Origin of the sequence: Burkholderia territorii (assembly GCF_001718335.1) — a bacterium.
Taxonomy (GTDB): Bacteria; Pseudomonadota; Gammaproteobacteria; order Burkholderiales; family Burkholderiaceae; genus Burkholderia; species Burkholderia territorii.
Map to the genome: position 1 here is coordinate 390,023 of NZ_CP013365.1, position 25,513 is coordinate 415,535.

Sequence of the window (25,513 nt, forward strand, 5' to 3'; positions counted from 1 at the left end):
CCGGTAAACCGTCACGTCTTCACCGTGCGCGACGGTGGACAGATAGTAAGCCTCACATTCATTCTGAGGGGTCGAACATGCGTGTCTTTGTTACGGGTGCGTCGGGTTTCGTCGGTTCCGCGGTCGTTGCGGAGCTCGTGGCCGCCGGGCATGCGGTGCTCGGTCTCGCGCGTTCCGACGCAGCCGCCGCGGCGGTCGCGGCCGCGGGCTCCGACGTCCATCGCGGATCGCTGGAGGATCTCGACAGCCTGAAGCGCGGTGCCGAGGCCGCCGACGCCGTGATCCACACGGGATTCAATCACGATTTCTCGCGCTTCGCGGAAAACTGCGAGCTCGATCGCCGCGCGATCGAGGCGCTCGGTGCGGTGCTCGCGGGGTCGGCGCGGCCGCTGGTCGTCACGTCCGGCCTTGCACTCGTCGCGCCCGGCCGGGCGGCGACGGAGGAGGATCCGCACGTGCCGGTGTCGGCCGCCTATCCGCGTGCGTCGGAAGCGACGGCGACCGCGCTGCACGCGCAAGGCGTGTGCGCGTCGGTCGTGCGCCTGCCGCCGTCCGTGCACGGCGACGGCGATCACGCGTTCGTGCCGCGCCTGATCGCGTTCGCGCGGGAGAAGGGCGCGTCGGCCTATGTGGGCGATGGCGGCAACCGCTGGCCGGCCGTGCACCGGCTCGATGCGGCGCGCGTGTACCGGCTTGCGGTCGAACGCGGCGTGCCCGACGCGCGCTATCACGCGGTCGCCGACACGGGCGTGCCGTTCCGCGAGATCGCGGAAGTGATCGGCCGCCGGCTGAACGTGCCGGTCGTGTCGAAATCGGCCGAGCAGGCCGCCGAGCATTTCGGGTGGTTCGCGATGTTCGCGGGAATGGATGCGCCCGCAACGAGCGAGCGCACGCGGGCATGGCTCGACTGGACGCCGGTGCAGCCGGGATTGCTGGCCGATATCGACCGGCCGCGGTACTTCGAGACCTGATGCGCGAATGAGCGAATGCGCGACGCGTGCCGCCGTTTCCGGTCGGCACGCCTGCTGTCGCGACCTTCAGACGATCACGACGATCTTGCCGACTTGCGCGCCGGCTTCCATGTATCGATGCGCTTGCGCGATGTCGTCGAACGCGAACGTGCGGTCGATCGACGGCTTCAGCGCGCCGGCCGCGAGCCCGTCGACGATGAAGCGCTTCGCGCGTTCGAGCCGTTGCGCGTTGCCGGTGATCTCGAACAGCTCGTAGCCGCGCAACGTCAAGTGGCGTGCGAGCAGGTCCATCACCGGCACCGCGATGTCGCGCGTGTCGAGCGCGCCGTACTGGAAGAACGTGCCATTGTTGCGCAGCGCGCGCAGCAGATTCGCCGCGCCGGGGCCGCCGACCGGATCGAACGCGATGCGCGCGCCGAGGCCGCCCGTCAGTTCCGCGACTTGCCGAGGCAGGTCCGCCGGGTTGCCGACGATCACGTGCGCGGCGCCCGCGTCGAGCAGCGCCTGGCGCTTCGCTTCAGTGCGCGAAAGCGCGATCGGCATCGCGCCGACCCGGTTCGCGACCTGGATCGCCGCGAGCCCGACACTGCTCGACGCGGCGCCGATCAGCACCGCGTCGCCCTGCTCGAGCCCGCCGAGTTCGATCAGCGCGCCCCAGGCCGTGACGAACATCATCCATGTCGCGGCGGCTTCCTCGAATGACAGGTTCTCCGGATGCCGGACGAGCGCATGCGCGGGCACGTTGACCACCTCGCCGTACATCCCGTAGTCGGCGAACGAGAACGACGGCACGACGCTCACCGCATCGCCGGCGGAGAACGACGTGACGTCCGGCCCGACCGATGCGACGATGCCCGATGCTTCGTAGCCGAGCGCTGCGGGAAAGCGCGGCGGGAACGTGTATTCGCCGCTGCGGTACATGACTTCCGCACGGTTGATGCCGATTGCCTTGACGTGCAGCTGCACTTCGCCGGGGCCCGGCGCGGGGACGTCGACGGTGTCGATCTGCAGCACGTCGGGGCCGCCGGTACGATGGAAACGAACGATACGGGACATGGAGGACTCCTTCGATGAACGGGTGTCGATGAAGGAGCACTGTAGGCGGCGGCCCGTGCCGGATAAACGCGCGACGCGATTACTGATTGTTATTCGACGAATAACAATCGCCGCTCGAACGCGTGCGCGCGACTGGGCGCATCAGGCCGGATAACGACGTGCGAACAATTCCGTGATCCAGTCGATGAACACGCGCACCTTGTCGGGCAAGTGTGCGCGGTTCGGGTACATCACCGACACGGGCTTCGGCTCGGCCGGAATGCCGGGCAACAGTTCGATCAGGTGGCCGGCATCGATGCTCGGCTGCAGCGCGGGCCGCAATGCGTACACGATGCCGAGGCCGGCGAGCCCGCACGACAGCAGCGCCTCCGAGTTGTTCGTGAGCAGGCTGCTCGGCACCTTCACGTCGACGCGTTCGCCGTTCTGGCGAAACGTCCATTCGAGTATCTTGCGATTGCTGCCCGTGAAGAAGTTGACCGCGCGGTGCTTGCGCAGATCGTCCAGCGTGCGCGGCAGCCCGTGGCGGACGATATATCCCGGCGATGCGCATGTGACCATCGGCACCGCGCCGACCGTGCGCGCGACCATGCTCGAATCCTTCAGCGTGCCGACCCGCACGACGCAGTCGATGCCTTCGCCGATGAGGTCGGCCGGCTGGTCGCTGGCGCCGAGCACGAGCTCGATCTGCGGGTAGCGCTGCTGGAAGTCGGGCAGGGCGGGGATGATGACCGTCTTCGCGAGCGCGACGGCGATATCGAGCCGCAGCCTGCCCTTCGGCACCGTTCGCTGCTTCGGGAACGAGGCGAATGCGTCGTCGATGCTGCCGAGCAACTGCACGCAGCGCGCATAGAACGCCTCGCCCTCGGCCGTTACGCTGACGCGGCGCGTGCTGCGGTTCAGCAGCCGAATGCCGAGTTCCTGTTCGAGCTGCTGCACGGCCTTGGTGACGGCCGGCCGATGCAGCTGCAACGCGTCGGCGGCCTGCGTGAAGTTGCCGCGTTCGACGATCTGTACGTAGATCTGCATCGTTTGCAGACGGTCCATGGCGCTTCCGGGTGTCGTGGCGAACGGCCATCTTCGCACACGGTTCGGCGCCGGGGCGCGGCACGCAACGCACGCGCGAACCCGGCGCGCATGGCGCTCGCGCGCCCGCCGCGTTTCAGTCGACCGGATGCAGATCCTGCAGCAGCGTCGGCAGCAGCTCCGACACGGTCGGGTGGATGTGCATCGCGCGGCTGATCGTCGTGTACGGCGCGCCGGCGGCCATCACGTCGAGCAAGCCGTGCACGACCTCGTCGCCCGTCACGCCGAGGATCGACGCGCCGAGGATTGCATGGGTGTCGGCGTCGACGATCACCTTCATGAAGCCCAGGCTCTCGCCTTTTTCGACCGCGCGGCCGACCCGCGTCATCGGCCGCGTGCCGACCAGCAGCCGGCGGCCGGTCTGCCGCGCTTCCGCGAGCGTCATGCCGACACGGCCGAGCGGCGGATCGATGTACATCGCATACGCGGTGATGCGGTCGGACACCTTGCGCGGATCGTCGTCGAGCAGATTGGCCGCGACGATCTCGTAGTCGTTGTACGCGGTGTGCGTGAATGCGCCGCGCCCGTTGCAATCGCCGAGCGCCCAGATGCCGGGCACGTTGGTGCGCAACTGGTCGTCGACCGTGATGTAGCCGCGCGCGTCGACCGCGACGCCGGCCTGTTCGAGGCCGAGATCGTCGGTGTTCGGCACGCGACCGACCGCGAGCAGCAGGTGCGAGCCGGCGACCTCGCGGCGGCCGCCGGTGCAGTCGAGGCCAACCACGACGCCGTCGCCGTCGCGCCGTGCGCTCAGGCAGTTCGCATCGAGCTGCACGTCGATGCCTTCGTTCGCGAGAATCTCGTGCACGGCCTGCGACACGTCCTCGTCCTCGCGACGGATCAGGCGCGACCCTTTCTCGACGATCGTGACCCGCGACCCGAAGCGGCGGTACATCTGACCGAATTCGAGCCCGACGTAGCTGCCGCCGACGATCACGAGATGCTCGGGCAGGAAGTCGACATCCATCATCGTCGAGTTGGTCAGGTACGGCACCGTGTCGAGCCCAGGCATCGGCGGAATTTGCGCGCGCCCGCCGACGTTGATGAAGATGCGGTCGGCTTCGAGCAGGTCGTCGCCGACGCGTACCGCGTTGGCCCGCTCGAATCGGGCGTGACCCTGAAACACGGTCGTGTGGTCGAGGCCGCGCACCCATTGCTCGACGCCGTGGTTCGAGCGGCCGGAGATGCGATCCTTGCGCGCCTTCACGGCCTTCATGTCGACGCTCACCGGGCCGACCGACACGCCATATTCGGCCGCACGGCGCGCAAGCTGCGCGGCGTACGCGCTCGCGATCAGGGTTTTGGTCGGAATGCAGCCGGTGTTCACGCAGGTGCCGCCGAAGCGGCCGCGCTCGACCACCGCCACTTTCATGCCGGCGCCCGCGAGCCGCGCGGCGAGCGGCGGACCGGCCTGGCCCGTACCGATGACGATCGCGTCGAAGTGTTGCGTCATGACGTTCTCCTGCGCTGGTTCAACGTGGGAAACGGGCACGCGCAAGCCGCATGCCGCGCCGGCGCGCGCCCGAACGGCGACGAGCGCCCATGGTAGACCGGTTGGCGGGGCGACGCGAGTCGCGTCGATGCAAGCGGCCGAGCGCGCTTTGCCGACGGCTTTTCAGTCCTTGCGTTGCCATTGGCCGAACGTCACCGGGCGGTGCGCATCGGCGCGCGTGACGGTGACTTCGTCGGGCTTGTCATCGAGCGGGAACGATTCGGTGTAGATCTCGCTGGAGAACAGCCAGCCGTGCGTGCGCGGGTCGTGGCGGAACGTCACGTAGTCGCTCCAGTGCTGGCCGCACGCGACGAAATTCTGCACGGTGAAATAGCGGCCTTTCACCGCCAGGCCGCTGTCGGCGGCGCCTTCGGGATCGAACGGATCGCACTGGCCGCCTTCGTTCGCGCGCAGGACCACGTGGTCGTTGCGCGCGGCGAGACGATACGCGTGGCCGGGCTGCTCCTCGAAAATCAGCAGCGGGCGGGGCGACGGCTCCGTGCGCGTATCGACCGCGCGATGCACGACGACGAGAAAGCTGCGCCGCCCGTCGCCGAGGTCCGGCCCTTCCCGCGCGACCATGGGCCGGTAGCCGGCCGGCAACTGCGTCGCGATGGACGGCGGCAGCCCGTCGGCCCGTGCGCCGCACGCCAGCACGGCGAGCAGCGCGAGGAGCGCACCGCGCGCGGTGGTGCCCATCACAGATCCCGGCCGAGGAACTCGGTGCCGGGCACCGGATTGAACGCAACGGGCGGCGCCGGCGTGAAGCCGAGCGAACCATACAGTTGCCTTGCGGCGACGAATTCGGGCAGCACGTCGAGACACATCCGCGCATAACCGGCCGACTTCGCGTCGCGCAACAGCCGTTCGACGAGCTGGCGGCCGACGTTCAGCCCGCGCGCTTCGGGACGCACGTACACGCGCTTCATCTCGCATGTCGTCGCGTCGATTTCGCGAAACGCCGCGCAGCCGACCGCGCGCTCGCCGCGCCATGCGAGCAGCAATTGACCGCGCGGCGCCGCATATTTGCCCGGCAACGCGGCGAGTTCGGGCTCGTAATCCTGGAACGCGAGGCTGACCGTGGGGCTTGCGATGTATTCGCGGAAAATCGCTTCGACGACGGCGGCATCGTCGGGATAGCGGGCGGCGCGGATCTCGATCATGGGAAGCGTGGCGCGATGGCGGGAACGGCACCCAGCATAGCAGCGCAAGGGTGCTTTCGGCGGGCGGCGAAGCGTGCCAGAATCATCCGCTTCAACGTCGGGAATCGGCGCGCAGGTGCCGCCGGCGCTTCGCCGTCGCTGATCAAGGAGACTTCGATGACTGCATCGGCTGCCGTACTCGCCATTCTGGCCGCGCTGTGGCTGGGCGCGATGATTCCGGGCCCGAGTTTCGTGCTGGTCGCCCGCAACTCGATCGGGCTGTCGCGCCGCGACGGGCTGGCGACCGCACTCGGCATGGGCGTCGGCGGGATCGCGTTCGGCGGCGTCGCGCTGGCCGGCCTGTACACGCTGCTGCAGGCGGTCGAATGGCTGTACGTCGGCCTGAAGCTCGCGGGCGGCGCGTACCTGATCTACATGGCGTCGAAGATCTGGCGCGGCGCCGACCGGCCGATCGCGATGGACGATTCGCACGCCGTCGCGGCCGGCAGCGCGCGCAAGTCGTTCTGGACCGGCCTCACGACCCAGCTGAGCAACCCGAAGACGGCAATCTGGTACGGCAGCATCTTCGCGGCGCTGTTGCCGCAGCATCCGCCGCTCTGGTGCTACCTGGCGCTGCCGCCGCTCGTGTTCGGCGTCGAATTCGGCTGGTACACGATCGTCGCGCTGTGTTTCTCGACGCGCCGGCCGCGCGAGCTCTACCTGCGCGCGAAGAAGTGGGTCGATCGCGTCGCGGCCGGCGCGATCACGCTGCTCGGCCTGCGGCTGATCCTGAACGCGCCGAAGGCGGGGATCTGACGGCAGGCGGTGCGCCGCGGCGCGCCGCCATTGCCTGCCCGGAAGGCAGGCGGCCACGGCCGCTCATTGCGCATAGCGGCGAGGCGGCGAGGCGGCGTCGCGGCGTGGCGTGCCCCGACTCCGAATGGTCGCCCGTCGCCGCGCGAGCGCGCGTCACACCGCCGGAAATCGCTCGAGCAGCGCCGCGAAGCGCGCGTCATCCGGAAACGCCGTCACTTCATACCGCACCGGCTGGTGCGCGGTGGCCGTCATCAGGTCGCCGCATGCGTCGCGCAGCGCGGCCATCGGCACGTGGGCCGACTGCCGCGTCGCTTCCCGATAGAGCACGACGATATCCGTGTCGGGCAGCAGCGTCGGCACGCCGTCGCTCCACACGCCGACGCTGAACAGCTCGCCGTTGTGCCGCCGGTACACGGTGTACGACGCCACGAAGACGTCGATGCCCTCCCGCTTGTGCAGATCGTCCAGCAGCGTGCGCTGATCCTGGTAGTCGCCCGCGAGCTCGTCCACGCGCAACGCGTGCAGCTTCGCTTCCAGCCCTGCCGGGACGAAACTCCGCCACGCGGCGCCGTCCCAGCGCAGCATCAGCGGCGGCAGCGGACGCGGCTGCGCGCGCGCCTGTTCCGCGAGTTCGACCATCGTCGCGAGCCCGGCCGCATTACGGTCGCCGGTGAGCAGCAGCACGGCCCGGTTCGGCGCCATCACCACCGGCGCGCCGGAGATCGGCTGGCGGTGCAGCAGGTCGGTCAGCAGCAGCCGCGCGGCGTCGTAGTAGTCGCCGAACTGCGACAGGAACACGCCGTCGCGCAACGCGGCCCACGGCGCCGACGACACACCGCGCAGGTTGTCGATCGCGATGTCGCATGCGTCGTTGAAACTGACGCCCCATTCGGCGAGCCGCGCGCTCGTCAGCCGCGCGACGCTGAATTCGCCGTCGTACGCGATGCCGATCTCGAGGTTTTCGCACAGCGGCCGGAACGCGACTTCCGACGCGGCGGGCTGTCCGGCCAGCTGCAGCGCGACCGTGCCGCGCTCGGTCGCGCTGCGGATCACGGGGCGCAGCCGCGCGCGGACATCCGCGAAGTTCGCCGGAATCTCGTGTTGCATCATCGCGCTCGCCTGGCGCTGCAACGTCGCCTCGCGCTCGGCCGGCTTCGCGTTTGCGTAGTCGCGGAACAGGTTGTGCAGGTTGATGATGTTCGACGGGACATCCGCTTGCACGAGACGGCCCTTGTCGTCCTCGTGAAGCCACTCGCGCGTGTCGCCGGTCGCGCGCAGCGCGGCGATCAGGCGGTTGGCGAAGTCCTGCCGCGTAGGCGGCTTGCTGAAGCGCTCGCGCAGGCGCGCGACGAAGTCGGAAAGCATCGTGAGCGGTCGGGCAGGCCCGTCTGTTATCGGTCGTTGTCATGGGCGGCGGCACCCGTCGCCGGGGCGCCGCCTGCGGCCCGCGGATATCGGCCGGATATCCATGCTGCATCCGGCGGCCCGCGCGCCGGTAGCCGGGCGGCGCGGGCGCGCATCGGTCGCGAATCGCGTGGCGGGTGTCGCGATGGTACCGCACGTCCGCGACGAAAACGTACGTCGGCGAACATGATGATCCGGCGTGAACCCGCGCCCGCCGGGGCGCGTTCCGAAGGCGTCCGCACGCGCGGCCGGCGCGGGCCGGCGCACCGGGAAATCCGTGCGATCGGCCGGTGAGCCTTGTGCTGCGGGCGTTCGGGCCGGTTGCGCGGCGTGCGGTGCCGGGCCGCTTCCCCGATTCTGGCGGCCGACCTCGCGACGACGTGTAAACTGCTGCCTTTTTTGACGGTTTGCAGCATGGTGCAAGCATCTCCGCGCCCGGCACTGAGCGGCCCGACGCTCGTCCGGCTGCTCGCGCGCCTGACCGATGCCGACGTCGCGGAATCCCGGCAGACGCTGTCGGACCGCCTGAGCCAGTGGCTCGGCTGGACCGACGCGATCACGCTGTCTTCCGCGCTGAATGCGAGCCCGCCCGGCGTCGCGGCCGGCGTGCGCGGTTACGACGCCGAGCGTGACTGCGCGCGCGTGCGCCACGATCTCGCGCAGGCGATCACGGCTGCCCACCGCCCGCGCACGCGGCGGCGTCCCGGCGAGCTGCCGCCGCCGCCCGCCGACACGGCCGACTTCGCGGATTTTCGCCAGAGCTGTCTGACGCTCCAGCAGGAAATGGAGACCGCGATCGGCCAGTTGCGTGGCCGCTTGCGGGTCGCGATCGCCGCGCGCTCGCCCGGGATGGCGCGGCTCGCGACGCTCGACGCGATCATGGAGCGCGTGCTCGGCGCGCGCGAGCGCAGCCTGCTGTCCGCCGTGCCCGCGCTGCTCGGCACGCGCTTCGAGCGGCTGCGCGACGCGGAACGGCAGGCGCTGGCCGACGCGCAAGCGGCGGCCGACGCCGCTGCCGGGGGCGACGCGCCGTCGGCCCCGGCGATCGTGCCCGGCACGTGGCTCGACACGTTCCGCGACGAGATGCAAAGCATCCTGCTCGCCGAACTCGAAGTCCGGTTTCAAACGGTAGACGGGCTGCTCGCGGCCCTTCGTACCTGCTAATTCCTACGCTATGTCCAGAATTCGTCTTGATCTCGTTGTCTTCATCGCCGGCCTGCTCGCAGTGTGCTGGATCGGCGCCGGCTATGTCGCGTCGAACCCGCTCGCGACGGCCGTCACGCTGCTGATCGGCGCGTGCTACGTCGCCGGTGCCTGGGAGCTGCAGCGCTACCGGCAGGCCACCGCCGCGCTGTCGCGCGCGGTGGCGGGCCTGACGGAACCGCCGGCGAAGCTCGAGACATGGCTCGATACGCTGCCGCCGGGCCTGCGCGGCGCCGTGCGCGCGCGTGTCGAAGGCGCGCGCGTCGCGCTGCCGGGCCCGTCGCTCACGCCGTATCTGGTCGGCCTGCTCGTGCTGCTCGGCATGCTCGGCACGCTGCTCGGGATGGTCGTGACGCTGAAGGGCACGGGCGCCGCGCTCGAAAGCGCGACCGACCTCGACGCGATCCGCGCGTCGCTGATCGCGCCGGTCAAGGGTCTCGGCTTCGCATTCGGCACGTCGATCGCGGGTGTCGCCACGTCCGCGATGCTCGGGCTGCTGTCCGCGCTGGTGCGCCGCGAACGGCTCGACGCGGGCCAGCAGCTCGACGCGAAGATCGCGACGACGCTGCGCGTGCATTCGTCCGCGCACCAGCGCGACGAATCGTTCCGGCTGCTGCAGCGCCAGGCCGACGTGATGCCGGCGCTGGTCGACCGGCTGCAGACGATGATGACGACGCTCGAGGCGCGCAGCGTCGCGCTGCACGACCGCCAGATCGAAAGTCAGCAGGCGTTCTTCGATCGAACCGAGCGTGCGTACGCGGGCCTGGCCTCGAACGTCGGCGATGCGCTGAAGGAAAGCGCCGCCGAGAGCGCGCGCGTGGCGGGCGCCGCGCTGCAACCGGTCGTCGCGGCGACGATGGCGGGGCTCGCGCAGGAAATGGCCGCGCTGCGCGATACCGTGACGGGCGCCGTGCAGCGTCAGCTCGACGGGCTGAGCGACGGTTTCGAGAAGACCACCGCGAACGTGACGGCCGTCTGGAGCCGCGCACTCGACGACCAGCGTCGCGCGGGCGATGCCGTCGCGCAGCAGCTGCAGACGACGCTCGGCCAGTTCACCGATACGTTCGCGCAGCGCTCGACGCAGCTGCTCGACGGTGTTGCGACGCGCCTCGAATCGACGGAAAGCCGGTTGTCCGACGCGTGGCGCGATGCGCTCGCGCGTCAGGAGCAGGTTGGCGAGACGCTGGCCGGCCAGCATGCGAAGGCGCTCGGCGACGCCGCCGCGACGTTCGAGCGGCATTCGAGCGCGGCGCTCGCCGCGATGCGCGAGTCGCATGAGGGGCTGCAAACGCAACTGGCTGCGCGCGACGAGGAACGTCTGGCGGCATGGAACGAATCGCTGGCCGCGATGGCCGCGAAGCTCGGCGACGAATGGCAGCGCGCGGGCGTGCACAGCGCGGGCCGTCAGCAGGAAATCTGCGACGCGCTCGCACAAACGACGCGCGAGCTCACGGCACAAGCATCCACGTTCGAGCAACGTTCGAACGATCTGCTCACAACGATTCGCGATTCGCACACGGGCCTGCAAACGCAACTGGCGGCACGCGACGAAGAACGTCTGGCGACGTGGTACCAATCGCTGACCGCGATGGCCGCGAAGCTCGGCGAAGAATGGCAGCGCGCGGGCGTGCACAGCGCGGGACGTCAGCAGGAAATCTGCGACGCGCTCGCACAAACGACGCGCGAGCTTACGGCACAAGCGTCGACGTTCGAGCAACGCTCGAACGATCTGCTCGCAACGATTCGCGATTCGCATACGGGCCTGCAAACGCAACTGGCCGCACGCGACGAAGAACGTCTGGCGGCATGGAACGAATCGCTGGCGGCGATGGCCGCGAAGCTCGGCGAAGAATGGCAACGCGCGGGCGTGCACAGCGCGGGCCGTCAGCAGGAAATCTGCGACGCGCTCGCACAAACGACGCGCGAGCTCGCGGCACAAGCATCCACGTTCGAGCAACGTTCGAACGATCTGCTCGCAACGATTCGCGATTCGCATACGGGCCTGCAAACGCAACTGGCGGCACGCGACGAAGAACGTCTGGCGACGTGGAACCAATCGCTGACCGCGATGGCCGCGAAGCTCGGCGAACAATGGCAGCGCGCGGGCGTGCACAGCGCGGGCCGTCAGCAGGAAATCTGCGATGCGCTCGCACAAACCACGCGCGATCTCGCGACACAAGCGTCCACGTTCGAACAACGCTCGAACGATCTGCTCGCAACGATTCGCGAATCGCACACGGGCCTGCAAACGCAATTGGCCGCACGCGACGAAGAACGCCTGTCAGCATGGAACGACTCGCTGGCCGCGATGGCCGCCGCGCTGCGTGACGAATGGGCGCGGACGAGCGCACAGGCCGCGACGCGCCAGCAGGACATCTGCGACGCGCTGACCCGCACCGCGAACGACATCACCGCCCAGGCGCAGGTGCACGCGAGCGACACGATCAACGAAATCTCGCGCCTCGTGCAAGCCGCATCCGAAGCGCCGAAGGCCGCGGCCGACGTCGTCGCCGAACTGCGCCAGCGCTTGTCCGACAGCATGGTGCGCGACACCGCGATGCTCGAGGAGCGCAGCCGCCTGCTCGCGACGCTCGAGACGCTGCTCGGCGCGGTCAACCACGCATCGACCGACCAGCGCGCTGCGATCGACGCGCTCGTCAGCACGTCGGCAGACCTGCTCGAGCGCGTCGGCGCGCGCTTCAATGACGCCGTCGATGCCGAAACGCGCAAGCTCGATTCGGTGGCCGCGCAGGTCACGGCGGGGGCGGTCGAGGTCGCCAGCCTCGGCGATGCGTTCGGCGCGGCCGTGCAGGTGTTCGGCGAATCGAACGACAAGCTGCTGAACCATCTGCAGCGCATCGAGGCCGCGCTCGAGAAATCGCTCGCGCGCAGCGACGAGCAACTCGAGTACTACGTCGCGCAGGCGCGCGAGGTGATCGACCTGAGCATGATGTCGCAGAAGCAGATTGTCGAAGACCTGCAGCAGATCGCCGGTCGGCGGGCATCGGTCGGAGCGTAACGCATGCACGACGAAATCGACGACGGCGCGCCTTCCGCGCCGGTGTGGCCCGCGTTTGCCGACCTGATGTCGGTGCTGCTCGGCGCATTCGTGCTGATCCTCGTCGGCGTGATCGGCATGCAGCTGCAGCTCACGTCGAAGCTCGAGGAGGCCGTGCGCGCGCGCCAGCAGGAGGCGCAGCAGCGCAAGTCGCTCGAAGAGGCGCTCGCCGGGCCGCTTGCGGCCGGCCGCGTGACGTTCGTGAACGGCCGCATCGGCATCAGCGGCAATGTGCTGTTCGCGCTGAACTCCGACCAGCTTCAGCCCGAGGGGCGCGATCTGCTGAAGACGCTCGCCGCGCCGCTGGCCGCGTACCTGAAGACGCGCGACGAGATCCTGATGGTCAGCGGCTTCGCCGACGACCAGCAGGTGCGCGCCGGCAACCGCCAGTTCGCGGACAACTGGGAACTGTCGGCCAAGCGCGCGCTGACGGTCACGCGTGCGTTGATCGACGCCGGGGTGCCGGCGCCGTCGGTATTCGCGGCCGCGTTCGGCTCCGAGCAGCCGGTCAGCTCGAATGCGGACGATGAAGGCCGCGCGAAGAACCGCCGCGTGGAAATCGCGCCGGTGCCGCGCAAGAGCGCATCGAACGGAGGGAAGGCGAAGTGACGGGCGACGCGACCCGCGTGCGCGCAACGCTCGACGCATGGCGCGAGCAGGGCGCCGACCGGCTCGATCCGGTGCGCTTCCATCGGGCCGACGCGCTCGAGAAGCGCGCGGCCGCGCTCGACGGCGACGCGCGCGCGTTGCTCGACGCGCGGCTCGAGACGCTGCTGGAAGGGTTTGCGCAGATCGTCTCGCGAGCCGGTGAAACGGCAGTCGTGAGCGAGACGGTGCAAGCGAACGCGCCTGCGCGCAGCTTGCTCGGCGGCCTCGTCGAGCAGCTCGCGCGCGATGCGCAGGCCGATCGGCGCGGGATCGATCCCGAACTGATCGACTATTTCCGCACGACGTGGTCGAAGGTGCGCACCGAACAGCAGTATCGCCAGTCGCTCGACCAGGTGCCGCGCAACGCGGGGCCGCTCAATTCGAATAGCCTCGTGCATCGGTCGCTCGCGACGATGCGCGAGCTGTCGCCGGAATACCTGCAGCAATTCCTGTCGTACGTCGATGCGCTGGCGTGGCTCGAGGATCTCGCCGGCGGCGGTGGTCAGCCCGAGAAGGAAGCGCCGCGCGCGAAGGCCGCGAAGCCGGCAAAACCCGCGAAGAAGACCACGCGCGCCAAGGCGCGATAGCACACGCTCTCAGCCACGCCGCTCGCCGTCTAGCGCTGCGGCGCCTGCGCGTCGATTGCCGCGCGCAGTGCGTGCAACGCGTCGGTCAGCGCCGACGCGAACGGCGGATGCGCGGCGATGCCCGCCGCATCGAGCTGGCTGCCGAGGATCGGCAGCGTGATCGATGCGCGCTCGACGATATGCGCCGACATCACCGACAGTGTTTCCCTCAGCGCCGCGTCCGCATGCGTCGCACGCGGCGACGCGTTCAATACCGCGACCGGCTTGTACACCACGGCTTCGCATCCCACGACCCAGTCCAGCGCGTTCTTCATTACGCCCGTCACGCCGTGCGCGTATTCCGGGCTCGCGATCAGCATGCCGTCCGCGGCGTTCAGCCGCTCGATCAGGTCGCGCACCGCGGCTGGCGACGGATATTCGGCATCGGGATTGAACAGCGGAAATTCGCCGAGACGATCGAAGCGCGTGATGCGCATTCCGCGCGGCGCGATGCGTGCGGCTGCGTCCAGCAGCGCCGCGTTGTACGACTGCGCGCGAAGGCTGCCGCACAGCGCGACGATCTCGATGCGGCGCTCGGAATCGGTTCGGGGTTCGGTAGCCATCGACGAGCGTAGGGGAAGGTGGCACGCGCGGCGACGCCGCGCGGATCCGACGGATTATCGCATCGGTGCGTGAGCGCCGGCGCGCGCGTTCGCGACACGGCGCAGGTGGCGCCATTCGTTTCCTTCCCGTGGAAATCTCGCGTCCTGGCGCGCGGCCGCCAGCGTGTCGATCATTCCGGTTGCGCGTGCCAGGTCGCCGAGTGTCCATCCGTTGCCGAGCAACAGCCGGCGCGTATGCAGTGCACCGTAGACGTCGTCCGCGACGGCTTCGCCGAGATAGCGCAGCGCGCGGCCTTCGACGTCGACGAAGCCGTGCCGGTAGTCGTGCGCGAGCGCGTTCCACAGCTGCGCCGCGCCGACCGACTGACGTGCGCCGCTGATCAGGCAAAGGCCCGCGTCGAGCCCCCATCGATACAGCGTCGTCGCGAGTCCCTTGCGTTGGGCGGAGCCGCGCAGCCGCGTGTGCGGCGCGCGCAGGTAGCGGTCCGCGCGGCGCGGCAGTTCGGGCAGGCGGTTGAAGATCGTGTAGCCGGCGAGCTGCCGGGTCGACGGATCCTCGACGTAAAGGAAGTATTCGCCGTCGGCCTCGCGGTGGCGCACGATCAGGCCCGAATCGCCGAGCCCGACGGCCGGCAGCCCGTGCAGGCGATGGCCCGGCTGGTGCAGACGCGCGTAGAGCGTGTCGAGTTCATCGTCGATGTCGTGCTGGGAATGCTGTACGTCGATACGCATGGCAAAAGGCGCCCGTCCCGGGCGCATCGAGAAAGGATTTCATCGCAAACGGGAAGGAAAATGGCAGCGGCCCCCGGGCTCGGCGAGCGAGCCGGGGCCGCGAATCAGCTGGGGATGTGCTGGAAACCGGCGGCGATCGCGGCGAGGCCCGCGATGCAGAGTGCGAACAGGATCAGGACTTTGTGGATCACGCCTCTCTCCTCATGAATGCGCGGCGCCGAACGCTGTGCCGCGGAGACGGTGATGGCGGGCACGGCCCGCGCGGCCGTCGTGCGGGACGACGGTCGGAGGTCCGGGCGACGGGCGCGCGGACGGTCAGCACCATACGCGACGGGCACGCGGCGGGCAATCGGACTGACGGAGAAAAGCGACGAAACGCGGAGAATCGCGGTGTTTCGCGACAATTGGTCGCAAGGGGCGGGTTCGTCGAAGTCGCTCGCCGTCTTACACCGCCTGCCGCCCCCCGAACGCGTGCCTGATCCGCGCGAACAGCCCATGCTGCGCGATCCATTCGGCATACGCGCGATAGTCGGGATCGCGCATCAGGTGCCGCTCCTCGGTCTTCGCTCGCGTGTAGTAGATCAGGTTGACCGCGACGAGCCCCGCGCAGTGCATCAGCCCGACCTGCCAGCCGAGCGGCTCGACGAACGGCACCGAGACCATCCAGTACGACAGGTTCTTCGTGATGTACGCCGGATGCTTCGTGAAGCGATACGGACCGGACGTGATGATGCCGCGGTTCGTGAGGTTCGAGAAACGCAGTCCGAACGATATCGTCGACAGCGCATAGGTCATCAGCAGCAGGATGATCGCCGCGCCCCAGATCACGCGCAGCGTCGGCGCGGACAGCAGCCAGTTGTCCCAGAACAGCGAGCCTTCGTAGCGAATGTAGTTGTTCGAGATCAGCGACCAGAACGGCTGGTAGCACATCAGCGCGGCGACCCAGCCGAGCGTGGTCGGCTCGACGGTGCGCACGTGGCTGTCGAGGATGCGGAACGTGCACAGATAGCCGACGGTGCCGAACATCAGGTCCATCGTGAACGACAGGTCGTACAGGAACACGAAGGTCGCGAGCGTCATCGGCGCGTGCAGCGCGTTCGCGAGCGACGCGCTCAGGTGATCGGCGTCCTTCGACAGGTAGACGGTCATCAGCGGCAGGAAGAATGCCTTCACCCCCCAGCCGGCGAGCATCTCGCGCACGGGTTGCCAGCTCGCGGGCTTCTCGCGGCGAAACAGGTAGCGGCCCCACAGGAGGTATGCATCGTCGGTCTCGCGCTGGTGGCGATCCATCCACGCAAAGTAGAACGGCGCGGCGACGATCACGTACGGCGCGAGCGAGCGCAGCAGCGACCAGAAGGGCAGGTAGAACGCGCCGTGATATTCGGGCAGCAGCCAGTAGATCATGCCGATGCCGGCGTAGATCGACGTCAGCGCGCCGAGCCGCGTCGCGACGCGCGCGAGCCCGAGCGGGCGTACGGCCTGTCGCGACAGGCCCGCGCTCGGGCGCAGGTACACGCGGGAGATGAAGATTTCGTGCAGCGCGATCGTGCCGATGATCGCGAGGCTTGCGATGACCGCGCGCGCGGCCGCGTCGAGGTTCGGCTGGTCGCGCGTGATCCACAGCGCGAAGAGACCGGCCGCGATGCCGAGCAGGCCGGCGCGGAATGGCGTGGCGGAACGGGGCGGGCGGTCCTGGACCGCGGCGATGCCGTCGAGCGTGGAATTCATGATCGGATCCTCGTCGGGATGAGGGCCGGCGCCCCCGCTTGGCGGGTGGCGCCGGCCGTCGACCGGGCTTTGGATTGGTATGTGCCCGGCCATTGGCCTGTAGTTCTGATACGTGAAGCGTTACTTCTTCGGCGTGGCGCCGAGCAGGCCGCCGAGCAGGTTCGTCACGGGTGACAGCAGGTTGGTCGCGCCTGCCGTGCTGCCGCCGTTCGAGCTGCCCGTGAGGCCGGCCGTGACGCTGCCGCTGCCGGACGGCGTCGTCACCGTGCCGGCCGCGCCGCCCGGGCTGGCCGTGCCGACTGCGCCGAGCGCGCCGGCCGGCGACGTCAGCGAGCCCGTCAGCGTGCCGACCGGGCCGCTCGTCAGCGCACCGCCGAGGTTGCCGGTCAGGCTGCCGCCCGGCGTCGTGACCGTGCCGGTAAGGCTCGCGCCAAGCGGCGTCAGCGCGTTGACGAGGCCGGTGACCGGTGCAAGCAGGCCGCCGATACCCGAGCCGCTGGTACCGCTGGTGCCACTCGTCCCGCTGGTGCCGCCCGTGCCGCTCGAACCGAGGCCGCCGAGCGCACCCGTCACCGTGCCGAGGAGGCCCGTGATCGGCGCGAGGGGGCCGCCGCTGGTGCCGCTCGTGCCGCTGGTGCCGCCGGAGCCGCTCGAACTGCTGCCGCCGCCGAGCCCGCCCGTCAGCGTACCGAGCAGGCCGGTAATCGGCGCGAGCGGGTTGGTGCCGCTGCTGGAGCTGCCGCTGCCGCTGGACAGCAGGCCGCCGGCCGATGCCACCGTGTTGCCGAGCTGGGACACGCTGTTGCCGGCGCTCGTGCCGACCGGGTTGCCGGTCGCGCTGCCGATTTGCGAACCGGCGAGCCCGAGGCCGCTGCCGAGCGTGCTCAGCAGGCTGTTGAGCGGGGCACCGAGCATGGTCACGCCGCCGAGCGTCTGCGTGGCGCCGGGCGTCGTGACGCCGCCGGTCAGCGTGTTCGTGATCGGGTTGATCACGCTGCCGAGTTGCGTCTCGAGTTGCTGGACGGGCGCGCTGTTCAGCGCGGTGTTCAGCGCCGATGCGGTCGAGTTCACCGCGGTGCCGACCGTGTTGACCAGACTGCCCACGAGGGTCGTCGCCGGCGCAAGCGGCGACAGCGGGCCCGTGCCGAGGCTCGTCACCGCGTTGCCGAGATTGTTGACCGCGCCGCCGATGCCGGTTACCAGGCCGGTGGCCGACGTGAGCGTCGGGCCGAGCGGATTCGGCGACACGCCGATCGAGCCGAGTCCGGCCGCGACGCCGTTGCCGAGCGACTGCACGCCGTTGCCGAGGCTGGTGACCGCGTTGCCGATGCTGCTGGCCGTCGTCGGGTTCGTGCCCGGGACTTGCACGCCGCCGATCTGCGCACCGCCGTTCGCGACCGTCGTGCCGAGTGCCGTGACGAGCGTGCCGGTCTGCTGAAGGACATTGCCGAGCGGGGTGACGCCGGTGCCCGAGGTGCCCGAGGTGCCGGAAGTGCCCGAGGTGCCCGACGTGCCCGAGGTGCCCGAGGTGCCCGAGGTGCCCGACGTGCCCGACGTACCCGACGTACCCGACGTACCCGACGTACCCGACGTGCCCGACGTGCCCGAGGTACCGGACGTGCCCGAGGTGCCCGAAGTGCCCGAAGTGCCCGAAGTGCCCGAAGTGCCCGAAGTGCCCGAAGTGCCCGAAGTGCCCGAAGTGCCCGAAGTGCCCGAAGTGCCCGAAGTGCCCGAAGTGCCCGAAGTGCCCGAAGTGCCCGAAGTGCCCGAAGTGCCGGAAGTGCCGGAAGTGCCCGAAGTGCCGGAAGTGCCCGAAGTACCCGAAGTACCCGAAGTACCCGAAGTACCCGAAGTACCCGAAGTACCCGAAGTACCCGAGGTGCCGGAAGTGCCCGAAGTACCCGAGGTGCCGGAAGTACCCGACGTGCCGGAGGTACCCGAAGTACCCGAGGTTCCCGAGGTGCCGGAAGTACCCGAAGTACCCGAGGTGCCGGAGGTACCCGACGTGCCGGAGGTACCCGAAGTCCCCGAAGTCCCCGAAGTCCCCGAAGTCCCCGAACTACCGCCGCCGCCCGACGTGCTCGGCTTGATCGTCGGCGTGACGGGCCCGTCGACGGAGCCGCAGCCGTACAGTGTGAGCAGCGAAAGGACGGCCAGCGATACCGCCGTCTTCTTCAAGTAATGGTGCATGGTGGCCTCGACATTGGAAGTTGTGTCGGGCCGATTACTGCAAATTCCGCGCCATGACACCTTCCGCGCAATACACCCGCGCTTTGTTGCGGGAATCGGGAATATCGGCGCGATTTAAACGGAGGAATGGTGGTTTCGCGAGATGGGCGCACCCGCTGCGCGGATGGGCATGCCGTGATGTTCCCGTAAGGAACCGTAACGCCGGGCCGGATGTTACGTAGCGTTCGACCCGGCGCGGCGCGTATGACGTGGCCGGTCGCGATCCGAGGGGGCTGTCTTTGACGAAACGTCCGCGCGCCGCGAACATGAAGCAAATCCCCCGGGCCGCAGGCGGCGCCGAAGCGGCCACGACTTCAGACAGGACACGACATGAGCGAACAGGACAGGGAGCAGGGCAAGGCACGCCGCACCGAGGTGATGGGCGAGGCATTCGTCGAGCGCGCGATGCGTGACCTCGACGGCTTTTCGCGTCCGCTGCAGGACTGGCTGAACGAGCACGCGTGGGGCAGCACGTGGCAGCGCGGCGGAATCGACCTGAAGACACGCAGCCTCTGCACCTGCGCGATGCTGGCCGCGCTGGGCCGCGGCACGGAACTGAAGGGCCACGTGCGTGGCGCCATCAACAACGGCGCGAGCCTCGTCGAGATCCGCGAGGTGCTGCTGCACAGCGCGCTGTACGCGGGTGCGCCGGCGGCGGTGGAGGCGTTTCGCAGCGCGCGCGAGGTCATTGCGGAGCTCGGGCTGTCGCTGCCCGACGACGAAGCCTGACCGGCCCGCCGCGCATCGTGGCCGGCAGGCTCGCCGACGATCAATGCGCGACGTGCGCGCCCTGCGCCGGCGCGTCGACCGGCGCGGCGGCGACTTCGAGCAGCCAGTCCGCCGTCGCATCCGGAATCGTGACCGGCAGCATGTGCCCGCCTTCGACGACTTTCAGCCGCACGCGCGCCGATTTCTGCGCGAGCCCCTCGCCGTGCGTACGCCAGTTCAGGATCGGATCGGCGCGCCCGTACAGCACGTCGACCGGCAGCGACAGGTCCGCGTAGCGGCGCTCCATCGCGGGGAGGTCGATTGGGGCCGACAGCAGGTCCGTCGCCGTTGCGTAGAACACGTGCGGCCGCAGCCCGAGCAGGCCGCCGCCCTTCACAGGGAAGTCGCGCGGCACGGCTTCCGGCGCGAACACCTGGTTCACGGCCTTGCGGCCGGTCAGGATCGTCAGCGGGATCGCGAAGGTCCACGACACGAAGCGGCGCACCAGCGGCGACGGCAGCATCAGCGGCTTGAACGGCGCCGGCGGTTCGGTCTGCTCGTGCGACAGCGGCGCGATCAGCGCGAGCCGGCTCACGCGCTCCGGATGGTTGAGTCCGACCGCGAGCGCGATCGCGCCGCCGAGCGAATGGCCGACGAGCACGGGGCGATCGAGCTTCAGCGCATCGATGAACGCGGCGATCGTGCGGGCCTGCGCGAACACGTTCGCCTGCGAGCTGGCGCCGCGCAGCGAGCGGCCCGCGCCGGGCCGGTCGACGAAGATCACGCGATGATGCTGCGCGAGCCGCGTGAGCGGCAGGTACGCGAAGTTGCGCCACTGCCCGGCCAGCCCGTGCACGAACACGAGCGGCGGGCCGCTGCCGTATTCGACGTAATGAATGTGGTCGCCGCCGATGTCGACGAAGCGGCCTTCGGGCGGAAACGCGCGCGTCACGCGGCGCGCGACGTAGCCGGAAAACAGCGCGAGCGCGGCGAGCACCGCGACGACGCCGAGCAGCACGTTCTGGATCAGATGGAGCGTATGGCTCATGTCGGCCTCAACGGGTTTCGAGTACGGGTTCGGCAACCGGCGCGGCGGCCGGGCCGGCTTTCGCGCGGCGTTCGAACTGCATCGCGGAATCGGCGAGCCCGCTGAACTTCAGCGACGCGAGATCGAGCACGTAGTTCTGGTGGAATTTCCACGGCTTGCGATGCCCCTGCTTCGGCAGGATGCCGGCCGCGCGCTGGATGTAGCCCGAGCTCAGGTTCACCGCGGGCACGTCGCCGAGATCGCCGGCACCGAGCCGCGGCACGCAGGTGTCGTAGCCGTTCGCGCGCATGTGGTTGAGCAGCCGGCACACGTAGCGCGCGATCAGCTCGGCCTTCAGCGTCCACGATGCGTTCGTGTAACCGAACGACGACGCGAGATTCGGCACGTCGCTGTACATCATTCCCTTGTAGGACACGGTCTTCGGCAGATCGACCGCGCGGCCGTCGACCGTGACGCGCGCGCCGCCGAGCATCTTCACCTTCAGCCCGGTCGCGGTGACGATCACGTCCGCGTCGAGTTGCTGGCCGCTCTTCAGCTTCAGGCCGGTCGGCGTGAAGCGCTCGATCTCGTCGGTGACAATCGATGCGCGGCCCGCACGGATCGACTTGAACAGGTCGCCGTTCGGCACGAGGCACACGCGCTGGTCCCACGGCATGTAGCGCGGCGTCAGATGCTTCGCGACGTCGAAGCCCGGGCCGAGCTGCCTGGCGGCCGCGCGGATGATGAACCGTTTCGTCCGCTCGGGCTTGCGGCGCGACACGTTGTACAGGTACATCGTCAGCAGGACGTTCTTCATGCGCACGAGCCGGTGCGCAACGCGAGACGGCAGCACGCGGCGCAACGCGTTCGCGATCTTGTCACGCGCGGGCAGCGACACGATGTAGGTGGGCGAGCGCTGCAGCATCGTCACGTGTTTCGCATCGGCCGCCATCGACGGCACCAGCGTGACGGCCGTCGCGCCGCTGCCGATCACGACGACGCGCCGGTTCGCGTACGACAGGTCTTTCGGCCATTGCTGAGGATGGACGATTCGGCCTTCGAACGATTCCATGCCGGCCCAGTCGGGCAGGTAGCCGCCGTCGTAGTCGTAATAGCCGCTGCACATGTACAGGAAGCGGCACGTGTAGACCAGCGTGTCGACCGCGCCGTCCCGCGTGCGCTCGATGCGCACCGTCCAGCGCGCACGGTTCGAATCCCAGTCGGCCGCGACCACCTTCTGGCCGTAGCGGATCGTCTTGTCGATGCCGTACACGCGCGCGGTATCGCGGATGTAGTCGAGGATCGTCTGGCCGTCCGAGATCGCCTTGTCGCTGTGCCACGGGCGGAAGCTGTAGCCGAGCGTGAACATGTCGGAATCCGAACGGACACCCGGATAGCGGAACAGGTCCCACGTGCCGCCGATCGCGTCGCGTGCCTCGACGATCGCGACGCTCGCATACGGGCAGCGCTTTTTCAGGTGATAGGCGGCGCCGATGCCGGACAGGCCGGCGCCGACGATCAGCACGTCGAGGTCGCGGCCGTCGCCGCAGGCGGTCGGCGCGTCGCGCCGGTCGGTCGTCGTCGAGCTCATGCGTGATCCTTGGTCGGTGTGGTCGGGAGCGCGGCCGGTGCATGTGCGCGCTCGAGATTGCGTGCGCGGGCGCGCCGCACGTGGCGCAGCACCAGCCGCTGGTAGCCGGCGCCGAGCAGGCGCGCGAGCTTGTCGAGGCGGCGGGCATCGGCGCCCACCAGCACGCGGCGCGCGTTGCGCTCGACGCCGGCGAGGATCTGCCGCGCGGCGTCGTCGGCCGTCGTCGCGTTGATCAGGCGGTTCGCCTGGCGGCGATGGGTCGCTTCGTCCTGACCCGTGAGTGCGCGGATGCTGGTGTCGACGCGGCTCGCGTCGACGATGCCGGTCGCGACGCCGCCCGGATGCACGCAGGTCGCGCTCACGGGCGCGCCGTCGAGTTCGAGCTCCATCCGCAGCGCCTCGGTGAAACCGCGCACCGCGAACTTCGTCGCGTTGTACGCGCTTTGCGTCGGCATCGCGACGAGCCCGAACAGGCTCGACGTGTTGATCACATGCCCGTCGCCCGACGCGCGCAGATGCGGCAGGAACGCTTGCGTGCCGTGCACGACGCCCCAGAAGTCGATGCCGACGATCCATTCGAGATCGGCGATGCGCGCGGTCTCGGCGCTCGCCGCCAGCGACACGCCGGCGTTATTGAAGATCAGATTGACCTTGCCGTGTTCGGCACGCACGAAATCGGCCCACGCGAACACCGCATCGCGGTCGGCGACGTCGAGCCGCCGCGTGCTCGTGCGCACGCCGTGCTTCGCGCACGCGGCCGCCGTGCCGGCGAGCCCGACATCGTTGACGTCGGCGAGCGCAACCTCGCAGCCGCGCCGCGCAAGCTCGAGCGCAAGGCTGCGGCCCATGCCCGAACCGGCGCCCGTGATCGCGGCGACCTTGCCGGAAAAACCCTTCATTCGTCGTTCCTCCCGTTCCGCTTGCGCTGCGTCGGCGGCGCGCATATTGTGGTGTTGTTCGTCACCACTTTAGTTTTCGGGTGTCCTGATGTCAAATAGCGAAATGGAGAAAGCACTCGAAACGGAAAAACGGGGCCGCGCGTACGGCGGCGTGGCGCCCGAGGTGCGGGCCGCCGAGCGGCGCGATGCGCTGATCCGCGCGGCGACGCGCGTGTTCGGCACGGTCGGGTTCCGGAAGGCGACCGTGCGGTCGATCTGCCAGGAAGCGAAGCTCAACGATCGCTATTTCTATGCGGCGTTCGACAGCACCGAGGATCTGCTGCGCTGCACCTACCTGCATCATGCGCAGCAGTTGCACGACGCGGTCGCGCAGGCCGTGGCCGAGCGCGGCGGCGAATTGAGCGCGCGCGTCGACGCGGGGCTCGCCGCATTCTTCGGATTCCTGCGCGATCCGTGCGCGGCGCGCGTGCTGCTGCTCGAGGTGATGGGCGTCAGCGCGGATACCGACATGACGTATCAGCGGATGCTGATCGACTTCGGCAAGCTGATCATGGCGATCGGCTCCACGCGCGAGGCGGTGACGCCCGCCGAGCGCACCGAGCAGCGGCTCGTCGGGCTCGCGCTGGTCGGCGCGATGACGAACGTCGGCGCGGCGTGGCTGCTCACCGGGTATCGCGACCCGGAGGCGCAGATGGTCGCGAGTTGCAGGAAGGTGTTGCTGGGGACGTTGCGGGAAGCCGGGTGAGGAGCGGCGACGAACGGACTCGCGCGATCCGGATCCGGTTGCGTCGCAGCGTCATCCGGCGTTTTGGCCCCTCGAGCGTTTCGAACGTGCCGGCATCGCGGGCCGCGTTTGTCCAAGCGTCACCTTCATCGCATCGATGAACGCCCGCACCTTCGGCGACGGCAGCCGTGTCGACGGATACACCGCATGGATCCCGGCCGGCGCCGAGCGCCACGCGGGCAGCAGCCGCACGAGTCGCCCGGCCGCGATGTCGTCCGCGATCGAGAAATCCGTCAGCAGTCCGAATGCGCCGCCGGCCAGCACGATCGCCCGGCACGCCGTCGCTGTGTTCGACACGACCGGCGCGACGCAGCGCACCGACGCGTGGCCGCCGCGCGTGTCGTGAAGTTCGAGCGTGTGCGGGCGCGACAGCGTCGACAGCATCACGAACGGCAGCGCGGCGAGCGCGTCCGGGGCACGCGGCAGCCCGTACCGCGCGACGAATGCCGGGCTCGCGACCAGCCATTTCTCGTACTCGCCGAGCTGTACCGCGCGATAGTTCGAATCCGCGAGGCGGCCGATTCGGATCGCGACGTCGAGATTGTCCGCGACGAGATCGACGACGCGATCGTTCGCGATGAGTTCGACGTCGAGCCCGGGGTGTGCGTCGCGCAGCGCGACGACGGCCGGTGCGACGACGAGCGCGCCGTAGTCGATCGGCACGCTCACGTGCAGCGTGCCACGCAGCGGTCCCGCGTCGGAGGACACCGCGTCGAGCGCGCGTTCGGTCGCCCGCACGATGTCGCGGCACGCATCGTAGAACGCGCGTCCCGCATCGGTGACGCTCAATCGCCGCGTGGTGCGGACCAGCAGGTTCGCGCCGACCTCGGATTCGAGCCGCTGCATGTGCGTGCTGACGACCGTCTTCGCGAGGCCGAGCCGCTCGGCCGCGGCCGTCAGCGAGCCGGCATCGACCACCGCGACGAAGATCGCCAGCCGGTTCAGGTTCACGTCGCGAAGATCGGCCATCGGAGATTGTCCTATGGAAGCGGATAATGTTTTAGCGATTATCCATCTTCTGGGCGCCGACGGCGAGCGCTACGCTGGAGCCGTTCGTCGCCGATTCCCGGCGGCGCGAGATCCAGGAGCGTTTCCATGTCCGTCGCCAGCAAGCCCGCCCGTCCGGTTCGCGTCTATTCATTCCCGCTGTCCGGGCATGCGCATCGTGTTCGGCTGTTCCTGTCGCTGCTGGGGCTGCCGTTCGACACGGTCGATGTCGATCTCGCAGGCGGCGCGCAGCGTGAACCCGCGTTTCTCGCGCTCAATCCGCTCGGGCAGGTGCCGGTGATCGACGACGACGGCACCGTGCTCGCCGATTCGAACGCGATCCTCGTTTATCTCGCGAAGCGCTACGGCGACGCGTACTGGCTGCCCGACGATGCCGTCGGCGCGGCAACCGTGCAGCGCTGGCTGTCGTATGCGGCCGGGCCGATCGCATCGGGGCCGGCGGCCGCGCGGCTCGTCACCGTGTTCAGCGCACCGCTCGATCACGACGCCGCCAAGCGCACGGCCGCGAAGATTCTGGCCGCGATCGACCAGGAACTCACCGGCAAGGCGTTCGCCGCAGGAGAGCAACCGACGATCGCCGACGTCGCCGCCTATACGTACATCGCTCACGCGCCGGAAGGCGGCGTGTCGCTGGAACCGTATCCGCACGTGCGCGCGTGGCTCGCGCGCGTCGAGGCGCTGCCGGGCTTCATCGCGATGCCGCCGACGCGCGCGGGCCTGCTTGCCGCCTGACGCGACGCCACGC

The 25,513-nt window shown here is 69.3% G+C and carries 24 protein-coding genes; 9 read left to right on the forward strand and 15 right to left on the reverse strand.

The window, feature by feature from the left end; genetic code table 11:
• Nucleotides 1-77 precede the first annotated feature (77 nt).
• Complete coding sequence (locus tag WS51_RS01860) at nucleotides 78-971, forward strand: SDR family oxidoreductase (RefSeq protein WP_069228502.1); 894 nt, start codon at nucleotides 78-80, stop codon at nucleotides 969-971.
• A gap of 66 nt (nucleotides 972-1,037) precedes the next feature.
• Here the strand turns inward: WS51_RS01860 and WS51_RS01865 are convergent, their stop codons facing one another.
• From WS51_RS01865 to WS51_RS01885, 5 genes are all read right to left on the reverse strand, one after another.
• Nucleotides 1,038-2,027, reverse strand: a complete 990-nt coding sequence (locus tag WS51_RS01865; RefSeq protein ID WP_069228503.1) for a zinc-dependent alcohol dehydrogenase family protein — start codon at nucleotides 2,025-2,027, stop codon at nucleotides 1,038-1,040.
• 141 nt (nucleotides 2,028-2,168) lie between these two features.
• Nucleotides 2,169-3,071 carry a LysR family transcriptional regulator gene (locus WS51_RS01870; RefSeq protein ID WP_059542863.1) on the reverse strand — a complete coding sequence of 301 codons (903 nt, stop codon included), beginning with the start codon at nucleotides 3,069-3,071 and terminating at the stop codon, nucleotides 2,169-2,171.
• Nucleotides 3,072-3,186: 115 nt separating this feature from the next.
• Entirely contained in the window at nucleotides 3,187-4,563 is a 1,377-nt protein-coding gene (locus WS51_RS01875) for an FAD-containing oxidoreductase (protein ID WP_059770545.1), read from the reverse strand.
• A gap of 162 nt (nucleotides 4,564-4,725) precedes the next feature.
• Nucleotides 4,726-5,301 (reverse strand): hypothetical protein, encoded by a 576-nt coding sequence (locus WS51_RS01880; RefSeq protein WP_069228504.1) that lies wholly within the window; start codon nucleotides 5,299-5,301, stop codon nucleotides 4,726-4,728.
• Nucleotides 5,301-5,765 (reverse strand): GNAT family N-acetyltransferase, encoded by a 465-nt coding sequence (locus WS51_RS01885; RefSeq protein ID WP_059452114.1) that lies wholly within the window; start codon nucleotides 5,763-5,765, stop codon nucleotides 5,301-5,303. Before WS51_RS01885 ends, WS51_RS01880 begins: the two co-directional genes overlap by 1 nt.
• 156 nt (nucleotides 5,766-5,921) lie before the next feature.
• On the opposite strand from WS51_RS01885, the gene WS51_RS01890 reads away from it, so the two are divergent.
• The gene (locus tag WS51_RS01890) at nucleotides 5,922-6,560 is read left to right on the forward strand and encodes a LysE family translocator (protein ID WP_059452115.1); all 639 of its coding nucleotides are present in this window, start codon (nucleotides 5,922-5,924) and stop codon (nucleotides 6,558-6,560) included.
• 153 nt (nucleotides 6,561-6,713) lie between these two features.
• Here WS51_RS01890 and WS51_RS01895 read toward each other — a convergent pair whose 3' ends face one another.
• Entirely contained in the window at nucleotides 6,714-7,925 is a 1,212-nt protein-coding gene (locus WS51_RS01895; protein WP_069228505.1) for a DUF1444 domain-containing protein, read from the reverse strand.
• Nucleotides 7,926-8,378: 453 nt separating this feature from the next.
• Between WS51_RS01895 and WS51_RS01900 the strand changes: the two genes are divergently transcribed.
• From WS51_RS01900 to WS51_RS01915, 4 genes are read left to right on the forward strand one after another with little or no spacing between them, the layout of a single operon-like run.
• On the forward strand, nucleotides 8,379-9,128 hold the full coding sequence (locus WS51_RS01900) for a DUF3348 domain-containing protein (protein ID WP_060023290.1): 750 nt from the start codon (nucleotides 8,379-8,381) through the stop codon (nucleotides 9,126-9,128).
• Nucleotides 9,129-9,138: 10 nt separating this feature from the next.
• Entirely contained in the window at nucleotides 9,139-12,186 is a 3,048-nt protein-coding gene (locus WS51_RS01905) for a DUF802 domain-containing protein (RefSeq protein WP_069228506.1), read from the forward strand.
• A gap of 3 nt (nucleotides 12,187-12,189) precedes the next feature.
• Nucleotides 12,190-12,834: an OmpA family protein gene (locus WS51_RS01910; RefSeq protein WP_059452119.1), complete on the forward strand. Its 645-nt coding sequence runs from the start codon at nucleotides 12,190-12,192 to the stop codon at nucleotides 12,832-12,834.
• Entirely contained in the window at nucleotides 12,831-13,460 is a 630-nt protein-coding gene (locus WS51_RS01915) for a DUF2894 domain-containing protein (protein WP_069228507.1), read from the forward strand. The genes WS51_RS01910 and WS51_RS01915 overlap by 4 nt, the downstream gene beginning before the upstream one ends.
• A 29-nt stretch (nucleotides 13,461-13,489) precedes the next feature.
• Here the strand turns inward: WS51_RS01915 and WS51_RS01920 are convergent, their stop codons facing one another.
• The 5 genes from WS51_RS01920 to WS51_RS30465 all read right to left on the reverse strand — a co-directional run bounded on the left by WS51_RS01920 (nucleotide 13,490) and on the right by WS51_RS30465 (nucleotide 18,712).
• Entirely contained in the window at nucleotides 13,490-14,062 is a 573-nt protein-coding gene (locus WS51_RS01920; RefSeq protein ID WP_069228508.1) for an NADPH-dependent FMN reductase, read from the reverse strand.
• A 54-nt stretch (nucleotides 14,063-14,116) separates the two neighbouring features.
• Nucleotides 14,117-14,794 carry a histone acetyltransferase gene (locus WS51_RS01925; RefSeq protein WP_081333516.1) on the reverse strand — a complete coding sequence of 226 codons (678 nt, stop codon included), beginning with the start codon at nucleotides 14,792-14,794 and terminating at the stop codon, nucleotides 14,117-14,119.
• Between the two features lie 104 nt (nucleotides 14,795-14,898).
• Complete coding sequence (locus WS51_RS31860) at nucleotides 14,899-15,048, reverse strand: hypothetical protein (protein WP_155623299.1); 150 nt, start codon at nucleotides 15,046-15,048, stop codon at nucleotides 14,899-14,901.
• Nucleotides 15,049-15,238: 190 nt separating this feature from the next.
• The gene (locus tag WS51_RS01930; protein ID WP_059503793.1) at nucleotides 15,239-16,522 is read right to left on the reverse strand and encodes an isoprenylcysteine carboxylmethyltransferase family protein; all 1,284 of its coding nucleotides are present in this window, start codon (nucleotides 16,520-16,522) and stop codon (nucleotides 15,239-15,241) included.
• 120 nt (nucleotides 16,523-16,642) lie between these two features.
• A complete protein-coding gene (locus tag WS51_RS30465; protein ID WP_081333517.1) occupies nucleotides 16,643-18,712 on the reverse strand; it encodes a collagen-like triple helix repeat-containing protein in 2,070 nt (689 codons plus the stop codon).
• A gap of 369 nt (nucleotides 18,713-19,081) precedes the next feature.
• On the opposite strand from WS51_RS30465, the gene WS51_RS01945 reads away from it, so the two are divergent.
• The gene (locus tag WS51_RS01945) at nucleotides 19,082-19,480 is read left to right on the forward strand and encodes a carboxymuconolactone decarboxylase family protein (RefSeq protein WP_059503788.1); all 399 of its coding nucleotides are present in this window, start codon (nucleotides 19,082-19,084) and stop codon (nucleotides 19,478-19,480) included.
• Between the two features lie 40 nt (nucleotides 19,481-19,520).
• On the opposite strand, the gene WS51_RS01950 is transcribed toward WS51_RS01945, so the two are convergent.
• From WS51_RS01950 to WS51_RS01960, 3 genes are read right to left on the reverse strand one after another with little or no spacing between them, the layout of a single operon-like run.
• Nucleotides 19,521-20,507: an alpha/beta fold hydrolase gene (locus WS51_RS01950; RefSeq protein WP_069228510.1), complete on the reverse strand. Its 987-nt coding sequence runs from the start codon at nucleotides 20,505-20,507 to the stop codon at nucleotides 19,521-19,523.
• Nucleotides 20,508-20,514: 7 nt separating this feature from the next.
• Entirely contained in the window at nucleotides 20,515-22,077 is a 1,563-nt protein-coding gene (locus WS51_RS01955) for a flavin-containing monooxygenase (RefSeq protein WP_069228511.1), read from the reverse strand.
• Nucleotides 22,074-22,976 (reverse strand): SDR family NAD(P)-dependent oxidoreductase, encoded by a 903-nt coding sequence (locus WS51_RS01960; protein ID WP_069228512.1) that lies wholly within the window; start codon nucleotides 22,974-22,976, stop codon nucleotides 22,074-22,076. Before WS51_RS01960 ends, WS51_RS01955 begins: the two co-directional genes overlap by 4 nt.
• 88 nt (nucleotides 22,977-23,064) lie before the next feature.
• Here WS51_RS01960 and WS51_RS01965 point away from each other — a divergent pair, with 88 nt between their 5' ends.
• The gene (locus WS51_RS01965; RefSeq protein ID WP_069228513.1) at nucleotides 23,065-23,721 is read left to right on the forward strand and encodes a TetR/AcrR family transcriptional regulator; all 657 of its coding nucleotides are present in this window, start codon (nucleotides 23,065-23,067) and stop codon (nucleotides 23,719-23,721) included.
• 51 nt (nucleotides 23,722-23,772) lie between these two features.
• On the opposite strand, the gene WS51_RS01970 is transcribed toward WS51_RS01965, so the two are convergent.
• Nucleotides 23,773-24,729 (reverse strand): LysR family transcriptional regulator, encoded by a 957-nt coding sequence (locus tag WS51_RS01970; protein ID WP_069228514.1) that lies wholly within the window; start codon nucleotides 24,727-24,729, stop codon nucleotides 23,773-23,775.
• 126 nt (nucleotides 24,730-24,855) lie between these two features.
• On the opposite strand from WS51_RS01970, the gene WS51_RS01975 reads away from it, so the two are divergent.
• Nucleotides 24,856-25,500: a glutathione S-transferase family protein gene (locus WS51_RS01975; protein ID WP_069228515.1), complete on the forward strand. Its 645-nt coding sequence runs from the start codon at nucleotides 24,856-24,858 to the stop codon at nucleotides 25,498-25,500.
• Nucleotides 25,501-25,513: the final 13 nt, after the last annotated feature.